This is a genomic window from Actibacterium sp. D185-2, assembly GCF_054954595.1.
In genome coordinates this window covers 152,921-170,027 of the sequence record NZ_JBPWNX010000002.1, presented here as the reverse complement: position 1 = coordinate 170,027, position 17,107 = coordinate 152,921, and the positions used below count along the sequence as shown (strand labels likewise).

Here is a 17,107-nt window from a genome sequence, read left to right as displayed (position 1 = left end):
CCCTAGAATGCACATATTCGCATAGGGAGGAACCGAATGCCCCGCTTTACCCCCAGCCGCCGCGCGCTGCTGAAAATTGCCGCCGCGGCCCCCGCGCTTGCGCTGCCCGCCACGCCGCTTTTCGCGCAGATGTCGGCCCCCGCAGGGCGCGGCAATCCGCCCTTCTTTCGCTTCGATATCGGCGCCGCAAAAATCACCGTGGTGTCGGACGGCCATCTGGGGTTGCCGGTCGACGGGCTGGCCACCAATGCGACGCCCGAAGAAATCGTGGCGTTCCTGACGGCGCATCACCTGCCGACCGAACAGAATTATTCCCACACCAACCATGTGGTGGTGGAACTGGGCGACGCCGTGGTGCTGGTCGATGTGGGGTCGGGTAACCGCTTTTTGCCCACCGCGGGCCGCCTGCTGGCCAACCTGCAAACCGCCGGGATCGACCCCGCCGCCATCACCCATGTGGTGATCACCCATGCTCATCCCGATCACATCTGGGGCATTCGCGACGATTTCGACGAGCCGATTTTTCCCGATGCCGCATACACCATCGGCGCGGGCGAATATGACTGGTGGATGCAGGATGGTTTGGCCACCTCCGTTCCGGTCGAGATGCAGCAATTCGTGGTCGGCGCGGTCAATTCGCTGTCGACCGACGGGCTGAACTGGACCATGGCCCGGGACGGGCACGAGGTGGTGCCGGGCGTGCGGTTGATCGCAACGCCGGGCCATACCCTTAACCACATGAGCGTGGTGATCGAGAGCGAGGGCAAGCAGTTGATCGTGCTGGGTGATGCGATGACCCATGCCTATGTCAGCGTCGAGCGGCCCGACTGGTTCGGCGGGTTCGATCAGGACGGGCCGATGGCCACAGACACCCGCAAGCGGCTTCTGGACATGGCGGCGGCGGACGGGATGGCGGTGCTGGGCTATCACTTCCCCTTTCCCGGCGTGGGCCACATCATGCGCGACGGCGGCGGGTATCGGTTCGTGCCCGCGATCTGGAACTGGGGCTGAGCGGCGCACAGAGCAGAAGAAAATTCCCGAATTTTCTTCGGATGGAAAAATCTTCGGGAAGATTTTTCAGCGCCTCCGGCGGGAGTATTTGCACCGAGAAGAAGGAGGGCTATGGCCCCAGCCGCCGCACGATCACGAAACTGGCCCCCGCCATCGCCCCGGCGGTGGCCAGGCACAGCGGCAGCCCGCCGATCTGATAGCTGACGCCCGACAGCAGCGTGCCGAGGAGCCGCCCCGCCGCGTTGGACATGTAGTAGAATCCCACATCCATCGTCACCCGGTCTGCCTTGGTAAAGGCGAGGATCAGGTAGGAATGCAGCGAGGAATTGACGGCAAAGACAAAGCCGAAGATCAGCAACCCCACCACCAGCGTCACCGTCAGCCAGATCTGCGGGCCATCCGCCCACAGCGCGGCCGCCGCCAGCGCGAAGGGAATCAGCGTCAGCAGTCCGACCCAGCGCGCCGCCAGACCGGTGATCGCCTGAAGCGATTTATCCTTCGCGCCCAGCAGCTTGGGCGCCCAGGCCTGGACCGCGCCGTAAGCGATGATCCACAGCGCCATGAAGGTGCCGATCTGGAAAAAAGCGGCGCGATTGCCGGCCTCGGTCCCGTCCGACAGCACTGCGTAGAAATAGATCGGAATGCCGACCACGAACCACACGTCGCGCGCGCCGAACAGGAACATGCGCGCCGCCGACAGCCGGTTGATATTCGGGTCCTTTGAAAACACCTCGGAAAACCTAGTGCCCTTCTTGCCGCGCGGCAGGCCCGCGGGCATGAACAGCGCCACCGCAATCAGGATCACCGCAAGCACGACCGCCATCGCCAGCACCGACGGGGTGAAGCCCAACACGCCCAGCAGCACCGCGCCCAGCAGGAAACCAATACCCTTGACCGCGTTTTTCGAGCCGGTCAGCACCGCCACCCAGCGAAACAGCGCGCCGTCGCCAGAAGGCGCCAGCAGCTTCACCGCGGATTTCGACGACATCTTGGCCAGATCCTTGGCCGCGCCGGACACACCTTGCACCGCCATCACATAGATCACCGATGTGACCACCGCCCAACCCGGATCGAGCTGCGCCAGTGCCACCAGCGCCCCGATCTGCAGCACCAGCCCCGCATACAGTGTCGAGGTCAACCCGAACCGCGCCGCCAGCCAGCCCGCCGACAGGTTGGTAACCATGCCCATGAATTCGTAGAACAGGAACAGATAGGCCAGTTGAATGGCGGAAAAGCCCAGCGTGTGGAAATGCAGCAAGACCAGCATCCGCAGCGCGCCATCGGACAGCATGAAGGCCCAATAAGCCGCAGTGACCGCGACATAGGCGGCCATGCCGTCGGTTTTTTTTGCCGTCGCGTCCATCACATCTGCCCTGCCACCAGCCGGGTCACATCGGCCAGACGGCAGACATAGCCCCATTCATTATCGTACCAGGCATAGACCTTCAGCTGGGTGCCGTTGATCACCATGGTCGAGCCCGCATCCACGATCGAGCTGCGCGGATCGTTGAGATAGTCGCATGACACGAGCGGGCGTTCCTCATAGCCCAGGATTCCGCTCAGCGGCCCTTCGGCATAGGATTTGAACAGCGCGTTCACCTCTTCGGCGGTCACCGCGCGCTCCAGCTCGAACACGCAATCGGTCAGGGACGCGTTCAGCAGCGGCACCCGCACCGCGTGGCCGTTCAGCCGACCCTTGAGGTCGGGATAGATCAGCGTGATCGCGGTGGCCGAGCCGGTGGTGGTCGGGATCAGCGAATTCAACGCCGAACGCGCCCGCCGCATGTCCTTAGCCGGCTTGTCCACAATGGTCTGGGTGTTGGTCACATCGTGGATTGTCGTGATACATCCGTGTTTTATGCCGATTTCTTCGTGCACAACCTTAACCACCGGCGCCAGGCAGTTGGTGGTGCAGCTGGCGGCGGTGACAAGGTGGTGTTCCCCCGCGTCATAAAGGTGGTGATTCACCCCGTAGACCAGGTTCAGCGCGCCGCCATCCTTGACCGGGGCGGCCACGACGACCTTTTTCACCCCGGCCTCATAGTAAGGCGCCAGTTTCGCGCCGGTCTTGAACACGCCGGTGCAATCCACCACCAGATCGATGCCCAGATCGGCCAGCGGCAGATCCTCGATCCGGTTGGCGCAGGTCACCTGCATCCGCTGCCCGTTCACCGTCAGGCTGTCCGCGTCATGGCTGATTTCGCCCGACCAGCGGCCGTGCACCGTGTCGAACTCCATCAGCAGCGCGTGCTGTTCCGGCGTACCTGCCGTGTCGTTCAGCAGCACGATATTGCCCGGCAGCCCCTGATCGAAAAAGGCGCGCAGCACCAGTTTGCCCATCCGGCCCAGGCCGTTGATTGCGATATTGACCATTCTGTTCCCCGATTTTCCCGCCATATTAGCCGACGCGTGTGTCATCCATGCGACCGATTTCATCCAGATGCCGTTGCAGCGACAGCGCATCGAGCTGATCGAAGGACAGCGCCGCGAAAGTCAGAATCCGGCGGCGCATCTGCGCATAGACCTCGGCAAAGGCCAGCGCTTTTTCGGCATCCGTCCCTTCGGCCTTGACCGGATCGGGCAGGCCCCAATGGGCAGTGGCCGGCTGCCCCGGCCAGGGCGGGCATTCCTCGTTCGCGGCGGCATCACAGACGGTAAAGACGAAATCCATCTTCGGCGCATCCGCCGCCTGAAATTCCAAGACATGCTTGGCCCGCAGGCCGGACACGTCATGGCCGTTGCGCTTCAACAGATCGACCGCGAAGGGGTTGAGCTCGGAATAAGGTTTGGTGCCCGCCGAATAGGCCTGAAAGCGCGCGCCGCCCTCGCTGGCCAGCAATGCCTCGGCGAAGATCGAGCGGGCCGAATTGCCGCTGCAGATGAAAAGGACGTTATAGGTTTTCTGCGACATGGGATGTACTCCTGACATTGCCTTCGCCGTTTGTGTTGCGCACAGATCGGGCCGCCCCCGGCAGCAATCGGCCACCAGGAAATCCACCAGCGCCCCCATCCGCGCCATGCGGACCGTATAGAACACCGATTTTCCCTGCCGCTCGGACGTGACCAGCCCGCCGCGTTCCAGCGCCGACAGATAGACCGACAGCGTGTTCGGCTTCAGCCCCAGCGCCAGCGCGATTTCGGACGGGCGCACCCCTTCGGGCGCGCGCCGCGCCAGAAGGCGGAACACGGCCAGCCGACCGGCATGGCCCAGCGTGGTGAGAATCGATGTGGCATCATTTATTTCCATAATTCATGAATACATGAATTGCATGCTGGCGCAACCGCCTTTAACCCCTCACAGGGTCACATTTTGGACACATTTACGCCCTTTCGACGTCACGATATCGTGCTTGGCTCTTGCCTTATGGCATCCGCCAAACGAGATGCACGCGCAGTAGAGGCAGGACGGTCACAACGACCGCACCAGGAGCAGTAAGATGGCATCGCAATACCCCCCGCAGTCCAAGGACGCGCCAAACCACGAGGCCCGGCCCGAACCCTGCGCCAAGGTGCCGGATGCGCGGCCCGACCCCAAGCCCAAGCCGGTGGTCATCACCGACTACGCCAGTATCTGAGACCAGCCCCGCTTTCAGCACCCACACGGAACAGGAAGAAAATTCACGAATTTTCTTCGGCGGAAAAATCTTCGTGAAGATTTTTCAGACCCCGGTTCGTCGCGAAAGCCCACACCTTTTTCATGGCGCACAAAAAAACCGCCCGTCCTTGCGGACAGGCGGTTTTCAAAATCCAGCGTGAAACGTGATCAGCCGACCAGTTCGAGCCCCGAGAAGAAATAGGCGATCTCGGCGGCGGCGGTGTCTTCCCCATCCGAGCCATGCACCGAGTTCTCACCGATCGACAGGGCGAATTCCTTGCGGATGGTGCCATCGGCGGCTTCGGCGGGGTTGGTGGCGCCCATCACTTCGCGGTTCTTCGTGATCGCATCTTCGCCTTCCAGCACCTGCACCACGATCGGCTCGGACGCCATGAAGTCGCACAGTTCACCATAGAACGGGCGCTCCTTGTGCACGGCATAGAAGACGCCCGCCTGGGCCGGGGTCAGATGGATGCGCTTTTGCGCGATGATGCGCAGGCCCGCGGCTTCCAGCTTGGCGTTGATGGCGCCGGTCAGGTTGCGCTTGGTGGCGTCGGGCTTGAGGATGCTGAAGGTGCGTTGAATGGCCATGTCGGTCTCTCTTTGTCTGCTGCCGGTGCGGCGTCGGATTTCGCGGCTCTGCTAGCATGGGTCCCGCCCTTTGAAAAGCGGCGATTGACCCGCGCCCCGGCATCGGGCACATGGCGCCCATGCTGCGTATCAATGACATCTCCTATTCCGTCGAAGGCCGCCCCCTGTTCCAGGGGGCCTCGGCCGTCATTCCCAATGGCCACAAGGTCGGCCTGATCGGCCGCAACGGCGCCGGCAAGACCACGCTGTTCCGCCTGATCAAGGGCGAGCTGGCGCTGGAGGGCGGCACGATCACCCTGCCCTCGCGCTCGCGCATCGGCGGCGTGTCGCAAGAGGTGCCCTCGTCCGAGACCACGCTGATCGACACCGTGCTGGCCGCCGATACCGAACGCGCCGAACTGCTGGCCGAGGCCGAAACCGCCACCGACCCCGCCCGCATCGCCGAGGTGCAGACGCGGCTGGCCGATATCGATGCCTGGTCGGCCGAGGGGCGCGCGGCGTCCATCCTCAAGGGTCTGGGCTTTGACGACGCCGAACAGCGCATGCCCTGTTCGGCCTTTTCGGGCGGCTGGCGGATGCGCGTCGCGCTGGCGGCGGTGCTGTTCGCCCAGCCCGATCTGCTGTTGCTCGACGAGCCGACCAACTATCTGGATCTGGAAGGCGCACTGTGGCTGGAAAGCTATCTGGCGCGCTATCCGCATACCGTCCTGATCATCAGCCACGACCGGGGCCTGCTGAACCGCGCCGTCGGCGCGATCCTGCACCTCGAAAACAAGCAGCTGACCTTCTATCAGGGCCCCTACGATCAATTCGCCCGCCAGCGCGCCGAACAGCGCGCCGTGCAGGCTGCGCAGGCGAAAAAGCAGGATCTGCAGCGCGCGCATCTGCAAAGCTTCGTGGACAGGTTCAAGGCCAAGGCCTCGAAAGCGAAACAGGCGCAAAGCCGCGTCAAGATGCTGGAGAAGATGACCCCGATCACCGCCCCCGAGGATGTGGCGCGCACAGTCTTCACCTTCCCCAATCCCGAAGAATTGTCGCCGCCAATCATCGCGCTGGAGGGCGTGTCGGTCGGCTATGGCGACACGGTCGTGCTGCGCAATCTGAATCTGCGGATCGATCAGGACGACCGGATCGCGCTGTTGGGCAAGAACGGTCAGGGCAAATCCACCCTGTCCAAGCTGCTGTCGGGCCGGCTGGCGCCGATGGGCGGGCAGATGATCCTGTCGAACAAGCTGCGCATCGGGTTCTTCGCGCAGCATCAGGTCGACGAACTGCATATCGACGAAACCCCGCTGCAACACCTGCAGCGCGAGCGGCCCGGCGAAATGCAGTCGAAGCTGCGCGCGCGGCTGGCCGGGTTCGGCCTGGGCCCCGATCAGGCGGAAACCGCGGTCGGACGGCTGTCGGGCGGGCAAAAGGCGCGGCTGTCGCTGCTGCTGGCCACGCTGGACGCGCCGCATCTGCTGATCCTCGACGAACCCACCAACCACCTGGACATCGAATCGCGCGAAGCGCTGGTCGAGGCGCTGACCGCCTATAGCGGCGCAGTGATTCTGGTGTCGCATGACATGCATCTGCTGAGCATGGTCGCCGACCGGCTGTGGCTGGTGAAGGATGGCGGCGTGGCCCCGTTCGAGGAGGATCTGGAAGCCTACCGCAAGCTGTTGCTGAGTGTGGACAAGCCGGTGAAACAGGCCGCCCCCGCCCAGCCGGCCAAGCGCCCCTCGCGCGAAGCCGTGCAGGCGCTGCGCACCGAGGTGCGCAAATGCGAGGACCGCGTCGCGAAACTGAACGACATGCGCGACAAGCTGGCCAAGAAACTGGCCGACCCGGCGATCTATGAGCCCGAGCGGCTGGACGAGGCCCAGGTCTGGCAAAAGAAATACGCCGAGGTGATGAACGGGCTGGACCGGGCCGAGGCGATGTGGCTGGGCGCCATCGAAAAGCTTGAAAAAGCAGAAGGATAGACGATGGAGCTGACATTCTACATCAGCGCCTTCGTCACCCTGTTCGTCATCATCGACCCGATCGGGCTGGCGCCGCTTTTCGTGGCGATCACCCAGGGCATGACCGCAGCCGAACGCCGCGCCATCGGGTTGCGCGCGACGCTGATCGCGGCGGCGCTGCTGACGCTGTTCGGTGTGCTGGGCGAGGCGGTGCTGGGCTTTGTCGGCATTTCGATGCCCGCCTTCCGCATCGCCGGTGGCATCCTGCTGTTCCTGACCGCGCTGGACATGCTGTTCGAACGCCGCGCCCGGCGGCGCGAGGATCAGGCCGATGACGACCGCCCCGACCCGTCGGTGTTTCCGCTGGCCACGCCGCTGATCGCCGGGCCGGGGGCGATGGCCACGATGATCCTGCTGACCGATCAGGCCGGCGGCGATCCGGTCGGCATCGTGCTGATCCTTCTGGTGATGGCGGTGGTGCTGGGCCTGGTGCTGCTGATGTTTCTGGCCTCCAGCCTGCTGGAACGCGCCTTGGGCAAGACCGGAATCAATGTGGTGACCCGGCTGCTGGGGATGCTGCTGGCGGCGCTGTCGGTGCAGTTCGTGCTGGACGGTCTGCAAAATGTCGCCCTTGCGCCGCTTTGACGCCTCCCAATCCGGCGCCCTGATCCTACATTCAGGGCAAGGCTGGGGTTGAACGAGGGCGGAATATGGACGGCGAACAGGTTGGGCGGCTGATCTATCTGGTGCTGCTGGGCGGCGCGGTGGCGGGCTATTTCCTGATGCAGAACCGCCGCCGTCTGGGCCGGGTGGCGCAGCAGGGCGCGGTCTGGGGGCTGATCTTTCTGGGGGCGATCGCGGCGGTCGGCCTGTGGTCCGACATCCGCTCGACCGTCGTGCCGCGCCAGGCCGTGTTCGCCGAGCAAGGCCGGATCGAGGTGCCGCGCGCCCCGGATGGGCATTTCTATCTGACCGTCACGATCAATGGCACGCCGGTGAATTTCGTGGTCGATACCGGCGCGGGCGAAATGGTGCTGACGCGCGCGGATGCCGCCCGGGTCGGGCTGGCGCCGGGCGATCTGTCGTTCACCGGCGAGGCACGCACCGCCAACGGGCTGGTGCAGACCGCGCCGGTGCGGCTGGCCGAGGTGCAGATCGGCCCGATCACCGACCGCAACGTGCGCGCCTGGGTCAATGGCGGCGCGATGGACAGCTCGCTGCTGGGCATGGGCTATCTGCAACGCTATGAAAAGCTGGAAATGACCCGCGACCTGCTGGTGCTGACGCGGTAGGTGAAATCTTCGCGAAGATTTTTCAGCCGCCGGCCTCGGCCTTCTTTTGCCAACGCCCCGACTCTTCGGACCAGTATTGCGCCGCCACCCCGGCCCCGGTCAGCGCCTTCCACTGGCCGCGCGCCCGGTTCAGCGCCGCGTCGTCATTGCCGTCGAACAGAATGCAGACCCGTTCCAGCGCGCCGACCTCTTCGGGGTGGACCCCGGCGCCGTCCACCGCGATCAGGCAGGCGGCGCGGTTGGGCATCTCATCCCCCGTGGTCAGCAGCACCGGCTGATCGGCGTCGAACCCGCCGCCCGCCAGCCCGTGCGGCAGGAACCCGTCCTCGGGGCCCATCCACAGCCGCTCGTCCAACCAGCGCATCCGCTCGTCGCTGGTGCCACGCACCGCCACGCGCCAGCCTGCGGCGCGGGATTTCTCCAGCAGCATCGGCAGCGTGACCTCCAGCGGCTGCCGGGTCAGGTGATAGAACAGCGCGCCGCCCATCAGCCCTCGAACCGGTCACGCACCAGCCGGTCCAGCGCCATCACGCCCCAGCCGGTCGCGCCCTTCGGCGCCAGCGCGGTTTCGCTTTTCACCAGCGCCACGCCCGCGATGTCGAGATGGATCCACGGGCAGTCGTCCTTGACGAAGCGTTTCAGGAACTGCGCTGCCGTGATCGAACCCGCAGGCCGCCCGCCGGTATTCTTGATATCGGCCAGGGTGCTGTCGATCAGCTTGTCATAGGCGGGCGACAACGGCATCCGCCAGGCACCTTCGCCCTCGGCCGCGGCGGCCTTCAGGAAGGCGTCGCAGAACCCGTCATCGTTGGAAAACACGCCAGCGTTTTCATGCCCCAGCCCGACGATGACCGCGCCGGTCAGCGTGGCCAGATCGACCATCGCGGCGGGCTTGAACCGCTCTTGCGCGTACCACAGCACATCGGCCAGAACCAGACGCCCCTCGGCATCGGTATTGATGATCTCGACCGTGTCGCCCTTCATCGAGGCCACGATGTCGCCGGGTCGCGTGGCCGTGCCCGAGGGCATGTTTTCCACCAGCCCGACCAGGCCGACCACATTGGCCTTTGCCTTGCGCAGCGCCAGCGTGCGCATCACCCCGGCCACCACACCGGCCCCGCCCATGTCCATGGTCATCTCTTCCATGCCCTGGGCCGGCTTGATCGAAATTCCGCCGGTGTCAAACACCACGCCCTTGCCGACCAGCGCCAGCGGCGGCTCGTCGCCCGCGCCGCCATTCCAGCGCATCACCACCACCTTGGACGGGCTGACCGAGCCCTGCCCGACCGACAGCAACAGCCGCATCCCGAGCTTTTCAAGCTCTTCTTCCTCCAGGATCTCGACCTCAAGGCCCAATTCCTGCATCGCGGCCAGACGGGCGGCGAAATCGAAGGTGGTCAGCACATTCGCGGGCTCGCTGACCAGATCGCGGGTAAAGAACACCCCCTCGGCCACGGCCGCCGCCGCAGCGGAATCCGCGGCCACGACCTCTGGCTTGTCGGCCATGACGCAAACCTTGCCCGGCACGGTCTTTTCGCCGGTCTTGTGCACGGTGAACGCATAGGCCCGCATCGCGAAACCGAAGGCGATATCGGCCGCGCGCGCATTGGCCCCCGCCAGGATCAGGCAGCCGGCATCGCCCTGCAGCTTGGCCAGGGCCGCGCCGGCCTTGCGGGCCTCGTCCAGCGCCGGGCGCGGCTCCAGCCGCACCACATCCACTGCGCGCGCCGCCATGCCGGACGGAAAGGCCAGCGCCGTGGCGGTGCCGGGCTTCATCTTGGCGAAGCCGTCGCTTTCGACGAACCGGGCCAGCGCGCCATGCATCAGCTTGTCGACCCGGCGCGCGCCCGCGTCCAGCTTGCCCGCCTCGCCCACAAACACCGCCACGCGGCCCTCGGCGCGCAGAACGGCGTCCAGATCGGTTTCGGAAAAGGCGATCTCGGGCGGGGTTGTCATGGGAACTCTCCTAAGGTGTTTCCCAAATACCTAGACCCTGCCCGCCAGCTTGACCAGATAGCAGTTTTCCATGTCCGGCATTTGGTCTAGGGTCGCTGCCGATCACCTAGGTCCTTGGGGGGGCTGCGTGCCTAAATTCGACCGCTATCTCCTGTCGCAGCTGACGGTGCTGTTCGGCTTCTTTTCGCTGGTGTTGGTTTCGGTCTACTGGCTGAACCGCGCGGTGCAGCTGTTCGACCAGTTGATCGGCGACGGACAGTCCGCCGGCGTGTTCCTGCAATTCACCGCGCTGGCGCTGCCCAACGTGATCCGGCTGGTGCTGCCGATCTCGGGCTTTGCGGCCACGGTCTATGTCGTCAACCGGATGATGGCCGAAAGCGAGCTGGTGGTGGTTCAGGCGATGGGGTTCAGCAACTTCCGGCTGGCGCGGCCGGTGCTGCTGTTCGGGCTGATGGTGGCGGCGCTGGTGATGGTGCTGAACCTGTATCTGGTGCCGGTCAGCCGGGCCCAACTGGCCCAGCAGCGCGCCGAAATCGCCGGCGACGTGACCGCGAAACTGCTGGCCGAGGGGCGGTTCCTGCATCCCGCCGACGGCATCACCTTCTTCATCCGCGAAATCACCCCGCAGGGCGAGCTGCGCGATATCTTCCTGTCGGATGCCAGCCATTCAAGCCAGCGCACGACCTATACCGCCAACCGCGCGCTGCTGGTGCCGGGCGACGACGGCCCCAAACTGGTGATGTTCGAGGGCATGGCCCAGACCCTGCGCCATGCCGATCAGCGCCTCTCGACGACGCATTTCGAGGATTCGGTGTTCAACATCGCCGGCATGATCACGCCTGCAGGCCCGCGCCGACGCACGATCGAGGAGATGTCGACGCGCGAATTGCTGGCCGCCGACCCCGCCCTGATCAAGAAGACCCGCAGCAGCCGGGCCGAATTCCTGTACGAGGCGCACGCCCGCATCGCGCAGCCGTTTCTGGCGGTCGCCGGGGCGCTGATCGGCTTTGCCGCGCTGATGCTGGGCGGGTTCAGCCGGTTCGGCGTGTGGCGCCAGATCGGGCTGGCGACCGGGCTGCTGATCGCGATGCAACTGCTGGACCGGGCGCTGGTCAATCTGGCGCTGAGCGGCGCGCATATGTGGCCGGTGGTCTATCTGGCACCGGCGGCGGGCTGCGCCCTGGCCTATGTGATGCTGTGGATCGGCAACCGGCCCGGCCTGTTTCAGCGCCGCCGCCCGCCCGCACCGGGGCAGGAGGCCGCGGCATGACCCTGCACACCTATTTCGCGCGCAAATTCGCGCTGATGCTGCTGGGGATCGGCGCGATCTTCCTGCTGATCCTGATCCTGCTGGACGCGGCCGAACAGATCCGCCGCTTCGACACCGGCACCGTCAAATTCAGCCAGGTTCTGGGGCTTGCGTCGCTCAACGCGCCCGATGCGCTCTATCGGATCCTGCCGCTGGTGGTGCTGCTGGCCACGCTGGCGCTGTTTCTGAGCCTGGCGCGCACCTCTGAACTGGTGGTGACCCGCGCCGCCGGGCGTTCGGCGCTGCGCAGCCTGATCGCGCCGGTGCTGACCGCGCTGGCCGCCGGCGGGCTGTGCGTCGCGGTGCTGAACCCGCTGGTGGCGGCCACCTCGAAACAGTACGAGCTGCTGTCGAACAAGTACAAGCGCGGCGCCGAAAGCGTGCTGTCGATCAGCCGCGAAGGGCTGTGGCTGCGGCAGGGCACGCCCGACGGTCAGATGGTGATCCGCGCCAGCCGCGCCGGCCCGGACGGCACCGAACTTTACGATGTGACCTTTCTGGCCTTCGCCGAAGGGGTCGGCCCGATCTTCCGGATCGAGGCCGAAAGCGCCGCACTGACCGAAGGCGCCTGGCTGATCACTGGCGCACGCGAATGGCGCTTTACCGGGCCGGGCGACAATCCCGAGCGCGCGGCGATCAGCCATGACAGCCTAACGCTGGCCTCGGATCTGACGCAAGACCGGATTCGCGACAGTGTCGGCACCCCGTCGGCGATCCCGATATGGGAATTGCCCGATTTCATCGCCAGCCTGGAACGGGCCGGCTTTTCGGCGCGCAAGCACCGGGTCTGGCTGCAGATGGAACTGGCACTGCCGCTGATCTTCGTCGCGATGGTGCTGATCGGCGCCGGGTTTACCATGCGCCACACCCGGTTCGGGCGCACCGGCATGATGGTGATGCTGGCGCTGGGGCTTGGGCTGGGCCTGTATTTCCTGCGTAACTTCGCGCAGGTGCTGGGCGAGAACGGCCAGATCCCCGCCGCCCTTGCCGCCTGGAGTCCGCCGTTGATCGGCATACTGATGTCGATGGGCCTGCTGCTGCATCTGGAGGATGGCTGATGCGGCGCGCGCTGGTCCTTGCCTGCCTGTGGTTGCTGGCCCCGTTGGGGGCGCTGGCGCAAACCCCGCCGGCGACGCTGATCGCCGATGCCGTCGCGATCGAGGCCGACCAGCGGCTGGTCGCCGAGGGCCGGGTAGAGGTGTTGTTCGACGGTTACCGCATGACCGCCGAGCGGGTGACCTATGACAGCGCCACCGATCAGCTAGAGATCGAGGGCCCGATGCGCATCACCTCGGCCGATGGCACCGTGCTGACCGCCGAGGCAGCCACGCTGTCGCCCGACATGACAGAGGGGCTGCTGACCTCGGCCCGGCTGGTGCTGGATCAGCAGTTGCAACTGGCCGCAGCCGAGATGCTGCGCGTCGGCGGGCGCTATTCGGTGCTGGACAAGACCGTGGCCTCGGCCTGCACCGTGTGCATCGGCAATCCGGTGCCGCTGTGGCAGATCCGGGCCCGGCGCATCATCCACGACGAATGGCAACAGCAGCTTTATTTCGAACATGCCAAGCTAGAGGTGATGGGGGTACCGATCTTCTATCTGCCGCGGCTGCGCCTGCCCGACCCGACCCTGAAACGTGCCAACGGCTTTCTGACCCCCACGATCCGGGTGACCGATGGCCTGGGCGCCGGGCTGAAAGTGCCGTATTTCATCACGCTCGGCCCCCATGCCGACCTGACCGTGACCCCCTATTTCAGCAATGACCGCACACGCACGCTGGAATTGCGCTATCGCCGCGCCTTCCGCCACGGCGAGATCGAGCTGAACGGCGCGCTGTCGCGCGACGATCTGAAACGTGGCGAGATACGGCGCTATCTGTTCGCCGAGGGCCGGTTCGATCTGCCTCGCGATTTCATCCTGAACTTCGATATTCAAAGCGTCAGCGACCCGGCCTATCTGCTGGATTACGGCTATTCCGACGCCGACCGGCTGGCCAGCAAGATCGAGGCGACCCGCACCCGGCGCGACGAATATATCGGCACCGGGGTGACCTATTACACTTCGCTGCGCGATTCAGAAACCAATCAGACCATCCCCGGCACCGTCATCAGCACCTTCTGGCAGCGCCGGTTTGCGCCCGCCGGGCTGGGCGGCATCGCCAATCTGAAACTGGAAGCCTTCGGCTTCGATCGCCGCTCGGAGCAGGACATCATCGGCCGCGATGTCAGCCGCGCCTCGGCCCGTGCCGACTGGCGCCGCGACTGGACCGCCGCCAACGGCATGGTGCTGGCGGCCCAGGGCGCCCTGGCGCTGGATTACTACATGATCGGGGATGACAGCACGGTCGACTCGCCCGTCACCCGCACGACCCCCTTCCTGGCGGCCGAATTGCGCTGGCCCTTCGTCAAAACCGAACGCGGCGGCGCCAGTCAGGTGCTGGAACCGGTGGCGCAACTGGTCTGGAGCGACGAGGACAACAGCACCCTGCCCAACGAGGACAGCCGCAGCGTGGCCTTCGACGAGGGCAACCTGTTCTCGCTCAGCCGGTTTCCCGGCACGGATGCCTATGAACAGGGGCTGCGCGCCAATCTGGGCCTGAGCTGGACCCGCCACGACCCTGCCGGCTGGTCGATGGGGGTGACGGTGGGCCGGATCCTGCGCGACGACAATCCCAACGAATTTTCCGACACCTCCGGGCTGGACGGCGGCAGTTCGGACTGGCTGGCGGCGGTTCAACTGGCCATGGCCGACGACCTGACGCTGATCAACCGCGCCGTGTTCGACGACGCGCTCAGCTTTACCCGCAACGAGCTGCGGCTGGACTGGGCCACCGACCGGCTGGATCTGGGATCGAGTTATATCTGGCAACAGGCCGACCCGACCGAAAACCGACCCGACGACAGCTCCGAATGGAAGGTGGACGCCGCCTATCAGATGTATCGCAATTGGAACGGCCGGGCCAACTGGCGCTATGATTTCGTCAGCGACCGCGCCGCGCGCGCCGGGCTTGGGCTTCAGTACCGCAATGAATGCATAACCGTCGATCTTTCCCTCTCGCGTCGGTTCACGTCCTCGACTAGTGTAAGGCCGACAACGGATTTCGGCCTGACGATTTCCATGAACGGGTTCGGCAATACCGCGGATGCCAGCGCATACCGCCGCAGCTGCATCCGATAAGACCGAGCAGAACGGACGACACAGAATGACCCGACTGACCCGCCGCCTGAGCGCCCTTGCAACCGCCCTGACGCTGGCCCTGACGCCGGCGCTGACCACCGTCACCCCGGCCCACGCCCAGCAGGGGGGCCCGTTTGCACCGCGGGTCATCGTCAACGATCAGGCTGTCACCAACTGGGAAGTCGAACAGCGGATGCTGTTCATGCGCCTGCTCAACAGCCCTGGCGATCTGGAACAGACCGCAGTGGACGGGCTGATCGAGGACCGGCTGCGGATGGACGCGGCGCGCGAGCTGGGGATCGCACCGAGTGACGAAGAGGTTGCCGCCGGCATGGCCGAATTCGCCGGCCGCGCGAACCTGACCGTCGACGCCTTCATCGGCGAGTTGGGCAAGGCGGGCCTCGCCAGCGAAAGCTTTCGCGATTTCGTGACGGCCGGTCTGGCCTGGCGACAGGTGGTCCGCGCCCGGTTCGGTCCGCGCACGCAGGTCACCGAAGCCGAGATCGACCGCGCGGTGGCGCTGTCGTCGCGCAAGGGCGCGGCCCGGGTGCTGCTGTCGGAAGTCATCCTGCGCGCCGACACCCCCGAATTCAAAATCGAGAATGACGCGCTGGCCAAACGGCTGAGCGAAACCATCACCACAACCGGCGCCTTCGCGGCGGCCGCGCGGTCCTATTCGGTGTCGCCATCGGCCGAGCGCGGCGGCCGGATCGACTGGCTCGATCTGGCCAACCTGCCGCCGCAGATCGCGTCGCAGGTGCTGGCGCTTGGCCCCGGCGAGGTGACCGATCCGATCCCGGTGCCCAACGCCATCGCCCTGTTCCAATTGCGCGCGATCGAGGAAAGCGACGTCACCGAGCCCGACACGCTGGCGGTGGAATATGCGCGCTATGCCCTGCCCGGCGCGGATCCCGCCAAGGCCGAAAAGCTGCGCGCCGAACTGGATACCTGCGACGACCTTTACGGCATCGCCAAAGGCCAGCCCGAAGAGCGGCTTGTGCGCGAGACCCAGCAGATCGGCCAGGTGCCGCAGGATCTGGCGCTGGAACTGGCCAAGCTGGATCCGGGCGAAAGCGTCGTCCTGAACCGGGGTGGCCCGCTGTCGGTGCTGATGCTGTGTGGCCGCACCCCCGAACTGGGCGAAGAGCTGGACCGCGAACAGGTGCGCCTGCAACTGGTCAATCAGCGCATTACCTCCTATGCCGACAGCTTCATGCAGGAGCTGAAGGCCGACGCCATCATCCGCACCCCATGACCGCACTGCCGCCGATCGCCCTGACTGCCGGCGAACCCGCCGGCATCGGCCCCGAGATCACCGTCGCGGCCTGGGCCGCCCTGGGCGCGCGGCTGCCCTTCTTCTGGATCGGCGACCCGGCACACCTGCCCGACGGCACCCCGCATGTGGAAATCCATGATCCGGCCGAGGCGGTGCATGTCTCGGCCACCGCGCTGCCGGTGCTGCGCCATCCCTTCCCCGCCCCGGCCACACCGGGCATCCCCGCACCCGAAAATGCCGCCGCGGTGATTTCGGGTATCGCCCGCGCGGTCGAGCTGACGCAGGAAGGCCGCGCCGGTGCGGTCTGCACCAACCCCATTCACAAGAAGGCGCTGCAGGACGGGGCCGGATTCCCTTATCCCGGCCATACCGAATATCTGGCCGCACTAGCCGGGGTCGACCGGGTGGTGATGATGCTGGCCTGCGACGCGCTGCGGGTGGTGCCGGTGACGATCCATATTCCGCTGTCCCGGGTGCCCGCCGCGCTGACCGCCGATCTGCTGGCGGATACACTGCGCATCACCCATGCCGCGCTGATCCGCGATTTTGGCATCGACGCGCCGCGCATCGCGGTGGCCGGGCTGAACCCCCATGCGGGCGAAGGCGGCAAGATGGGAATGGAAGAGATCGAGCTGATCACCCCGGTGCTGGACCGCCTGCGCCGCGAAGGGCTGGACCTGACCGGCCCGCATTCGGCCGACACCATGTTCCACGCTCCGGCCCGCGCGCGCTATGACGCGGCGGTGGCGATGTATCACGATCAGGCGCTGATCCCGATCAAGACGCTCGATTTCGCCGGCGGCGTGAATGTGACGCTGGGCCTGCCGTTCATCCGCACCTCGCCCGATCACGGCACCGCGTTCGACATTGCCGGCACCGGCGTGGCTGACCCCGCCAGTCTGATCGAGGCGCTGCGCATGGCCGACCGGATGGCGCGGGCGCGGGCCGCCGGATGA

General features: G+C 65.7%; 16 protein-coding genes. 10 read left to right on the top strand and 6 right to left on the bottom strand.

Features of this window, described 5'->3' with window-relative positions; translation table 11 throughout:
* Positions 1–36: 36 nt before the first annotated feature.
* A complete protein-coding gene (locus ACSR1C_RS04345) occupies positions 37–1,011 on the top strand; it encodes an MBL fold metallo-hydrolase (protein WP_460258115.1) in 975 nt (324 codons plus the stop codon).
* Positions 1,012–1,120: 109 nt separating this feature from the next.
* Here ACSR1C_RS04345 and arsJ read toward each other — a convergent pair whose 3' ends face one another.
* Genes arsJ through ACSR1C_RS04330 form a run of 3 tightly spaced genes read right to left on the bottom strand, consistent with a single transcriptional unit; the run spans position 1,121 to position 4,258 of the window.
* Positions 1,121–2,374, bottom strand: coding sequence for an organoarsenical effux MFS transporter ArsJ (gene arsJ / locus ACSR1C_RS04340; RefSeq protein ID WP_460258114.1), 1,254 nt, complete (start codon positions 2,372–2,374; stop codon positions 1,121–1,123).
* A complete protein-coding gene (locus ACSR1C_RS04335) occupies positions 2,374–3,384 on the bottom strand; it encodes an ArsJ-associated glyceraldehyde-3-phosphate dehydrogenase (RefSeq protein ID WP_460258113.1) in 1,011 nt (336 codons plus the stop codon). Before ACSR1C_RS04335 ends, arsJ begins: the two co-directional genes overlap by 1 nt.
* A 25-nt stretch (positions 3,385–3,409) precedes the next feature.
* The gene (locus ACSR1C_RS04330) at positions 3,410–4,258 is read right to left on the bottom strand and encodes an arsenate reductase/protein-tyrosine-phosphatase family protein (RefSeq protein WP_460258112.1); all 849 of its coding nucleotides are present in this window, start codon (positions 4,256–4,258) and stop codon (positions 3,410–3,412) included.
* 190 nt (positions 4,259–4,448) lie between these two features.
* Between ACSR1C_RS04330 and ACSR1C_RS04325 the strand changes: the two genes are divergently transcribed.
* A complete protein-coding gene (locus ACSR1C_RS04325) occupies positions 4,449–4,586 on the top strand; it encodes a hypothetical protein (RefSeq protein WP_460258111.1) in 138 nt (45 codons plus the stop codon).
* Between the two features lie 188 nt (positions 4,587–4,774).
* On the opposite strand, the gene ndk is transcribed toward ACSR1C_RS04325, so the two are convergent.
* Complete coding sequence (ndk, locus tag ACSR1C_RS04320) at positions 4,775–5,197, bottom strand: nucleoside-diphosphate kinase (RefSeq protein ID WP_460258110.1); 423 nt, start codon at positions 5,195–5,197, stop codon at positions 4,775–4,777.
* A gap of 119 nt (positions 5,198–5,316) precedes the next feature.
* Here ndk and ACSR1C_RS04315 point away from each other — a divergent pair, with 119 nt between their 5' ends.
* From ACSR1C_RS04315 to ACSR1C_RS04305, 3 genes are all read left to right on the top strand, one after another.
* Positions 5,317–7,164, top strand: coding sequence for an ABC-F family ATP-binding cassette domain-containing protein (locus ACSR1C_RS04315; protein ID WP_460258109.1), 1,848 nt, complete (start codon positions 5,317–5,319; stop codon positions 7,162–7,164).
* Positions 7,165–7,167: 3 nt separating this feature from the next.
* Positions 7,168–7,788 (top strand): MarC family protein, encoded by a 621-nt coding sequence (locus tag ACSR1C_RS04310; protein ID WP_460258108.1) that lies wholly within the window; start codon positions 7,168–7,170, stop codon positions 7,786–7,788.
* A gap of 65 nt (positions 7,789–7,853) precedes the next feature.
* On the top strand, positions 7,854–8,435 hold the full coding sequence (locus tag ACSR1C_RS04305; protein ID WP_460258107.1) for a retropepsin-like aspartic protease family protein: 582 nt from the start codon (positions 7,854–7,856) through the stop codon (positions 8,433–8,435).
* A gap of 22 nt (positions 8,436–8,457) precedes the next feature.
* Here ACSR1C_RS04305 and ACSR1C_RS04300 read toward each other — a convergent pair whose 3' ends face one another.
* Both ACSR1C_RS04300 and ACSR1C_RS04295 read right to left on the bottom strand, forming a co-directional pair.
* Positions 8,458–8,922, bottom strand: coding sequence for a DNA polymerase III subunit chi (locus ACSR1C_RS04300; protein ID WP_460258106.1), 465 nt, complete (start codon positions 8,920–8,922; stop codon positions 8,458–8,460).
* Positions 8,922–10,391 (bottom strand): leucyl aminopeptidase, encoded by a 1,470-nt coding sequence (locus ACSR1C_RS04295; RefSeq protein ID WP_460258105.1) that lies wholly within the window; start codon positions 10,389–10,391, stop codon positions 8,922–8,924. Before ACSR1C_RS04295 ends, ACSR1C_RS04300 begins: the two co-directional genes overlap by 1 nt.
* Before the next feature lie 127 nt (positions 10,392–10,518).
* Between ACSR1C_RS04295 and lptF the strand changes: the two genes are divergently transcribed.
* From lptF to pdxA, 5 genes are read left to right on the top strand one after another with little or no spacing between them, the layout of a single operon-like run.
* Positions 10,519–11,661, top strand: a complete 1,143-nt coding sequence (gene lptF, locus ACSR1C_RS04290) for an LPS export ABC transporter permease LptF (RefSeq protein ID WP_460258104.1) — start codon at positions 10,519–10,521, stop codon at positions 11,659–11,661.
* A complete protein-coding gene (lptG, locus tag ACSR1C_RS04285) occupies positions 11,658–12,758 on the top strand; it encodes an LPS export ABC transporter permease LptG (protein WP_460258103.1) in 1,101 nt (366 codons plus the stop codon). The genes lptF and lptG overlap by 4 nt, the downstream gene beginning before the upstream one ends.
* Positions 12,758–14,875 carry an LPS-assembly protein LptD gene (locus ACSR1C_RS04280; RefSeq protein WP_460258102.1) on the top strand — a complete coding sequence of 706 codons (2,118 nt, stop codon included), beginning with the start codon at positions 12,758–12,760 and terminating at the stop codon, positions 14,873–14,875. The genes lptG and ACSR1C_RS04280 overlap by 1 nt, the downstream gene beginning before the upstream one ends.
* Positions 14,876–14,900: 25 nt before the next feature.
* Positions 14,901–16,130, top strand: coding sequence for a peptidylprolyl isomerase (locus ACSR1C_RS04275; protein WP_460258101.1), 1,230 nt, complete (start codon positions 14,901–14,903; stop codon positions 16,128–16,130).
* On the top strand, positions 16,127–17,107 hold the full coding sequence (pdxA, locus tag ACSR1C_RS04270) for a 4-hydroxythreonine-4-phosphate dehydrogenase PdxA (RefSeq protein WP_460258100.1): 981 nt from the start codon (positions 16,127–16,129) through the stop codon (positions 17,105–17,107). The genes ACSR1C_RS04275 and pdxA overlap by 4 nt, the downstream gene beginning before the upstream one ends.

What these genes read in the sequence shown, in the direction of transcription:
- ACSR1C_RS04345 (WP_460258115.1), top strand. Translation starts at nt 37, where the DNA reads ATGCCCCGCTTTACCCCCAGCCGCCGCGCGCTGCTGAAAATTGCCGCC.
- arsJ (WP_460258114.1), bottom strand. Translation starts at nt 2,374, where the DNA reads ATGGACGCGACGGCAAAAAAAACCGACGGCATGGCCGCCTATGTCGCG.
- ACSR1C_RS04335 (WP_460258113.1), bottom strand. Translation starts at nt 3,384, where the DNA reads ATGGTCAATATCGCAATCAACGGCCTGGGCCGGATGGGCAAACTGGTG.
- ACSR1C_RS04330 (WP_460258112.1), bottom strand. Translation starts at nt 4,258, where the DNA reads ATGGAAATAAATGATGCCACATCGATTCTCACCACGCTGGGCCATGCC.
- ACSR1C_RS04325 (WP_460258111.1), top strand. Translation starts at nt 4,449, where the DNA reads ATGGCATCGCAATACCCCCCGCAGTCCAAGGACGCGCCAAACCACGAG.
- ndk (WP_460258110.1), bottom strand. Translation starts at nt 5,197, where the DNA reads ATGGCCATTCAACGCACCTTCAGCATCCTCAAGCCCGACGCCACCAAG.
- ACSR1C_RS04315 (WP_460258109.1), top strand. Translation starts at nt 5,317, where the DNA reads ATGCTGCGTATCAATGACATCTCCTATTCCGTCGAAGGCCGCCCCCTG.
- ACSR1C_RS04310 (WP_460258108.1), top strand. Translation starts at nt 7,168, where the DNA reads ATGGAGCTGACATTCTACATCAGCGCCTTCGTCACCCTGTTCGTCATC.
- ACSR1C_RS04305 (WP_460258107.1), top strand. Translation starts at nt 7,854, where the DNA reads ATGGACGGCGAACAGGTTGGGCGGCTGATCTATCTGGTGCTGCTGGGC.
- ACSR1C_RS04300 (WP_460258106.1), bottom strand. Translation starts at nt 8,922, where the DNA reads ATGGGCGGCGCGCTGTTCTATCACCTGACCCGGCAGCCGCTGGAGGTC.
- ACSR1C_RS04295 (WP_460258105.1), bottom strand. Translation starts at nt 10,391, where the DNA reads ATGACAACCCCGCCCGAGATCGCCTTTTCCGAAACCGATCTGGACGCC.
- lptG (WP_460258103.1), top strand. Translation starts at nt 11,658, where the DNA reads ATGACCCTGCACACCTATTTCGCGCGCAAATTCGCGCTGATGCTGCTG.
- ACSR1C_RS04280 (WP_460258102.1), top strand. Translation starts at nt 12,758, where the DNA reads ATGCGGCGCGCGCTGGTCCTTGCCTGCCTGTGGTTGCTGGCCCCGTTG.
- ACSR1C_RS04275 (WP_460258101.1), top strand. Translation starts at nt 14,901, where the DNA reads ATGACCCGACTGACCCGCCGCCTGAGCGCCCTTGCAACCGCCCTGACG.
- pdxA (WP_460258100.1), top strand. Translation starts at nt 16,127, where the DNA reads ATGACCGCACTGCCGCCGATCGCCCTGACTGCCGGCGAACCCGCCGGC.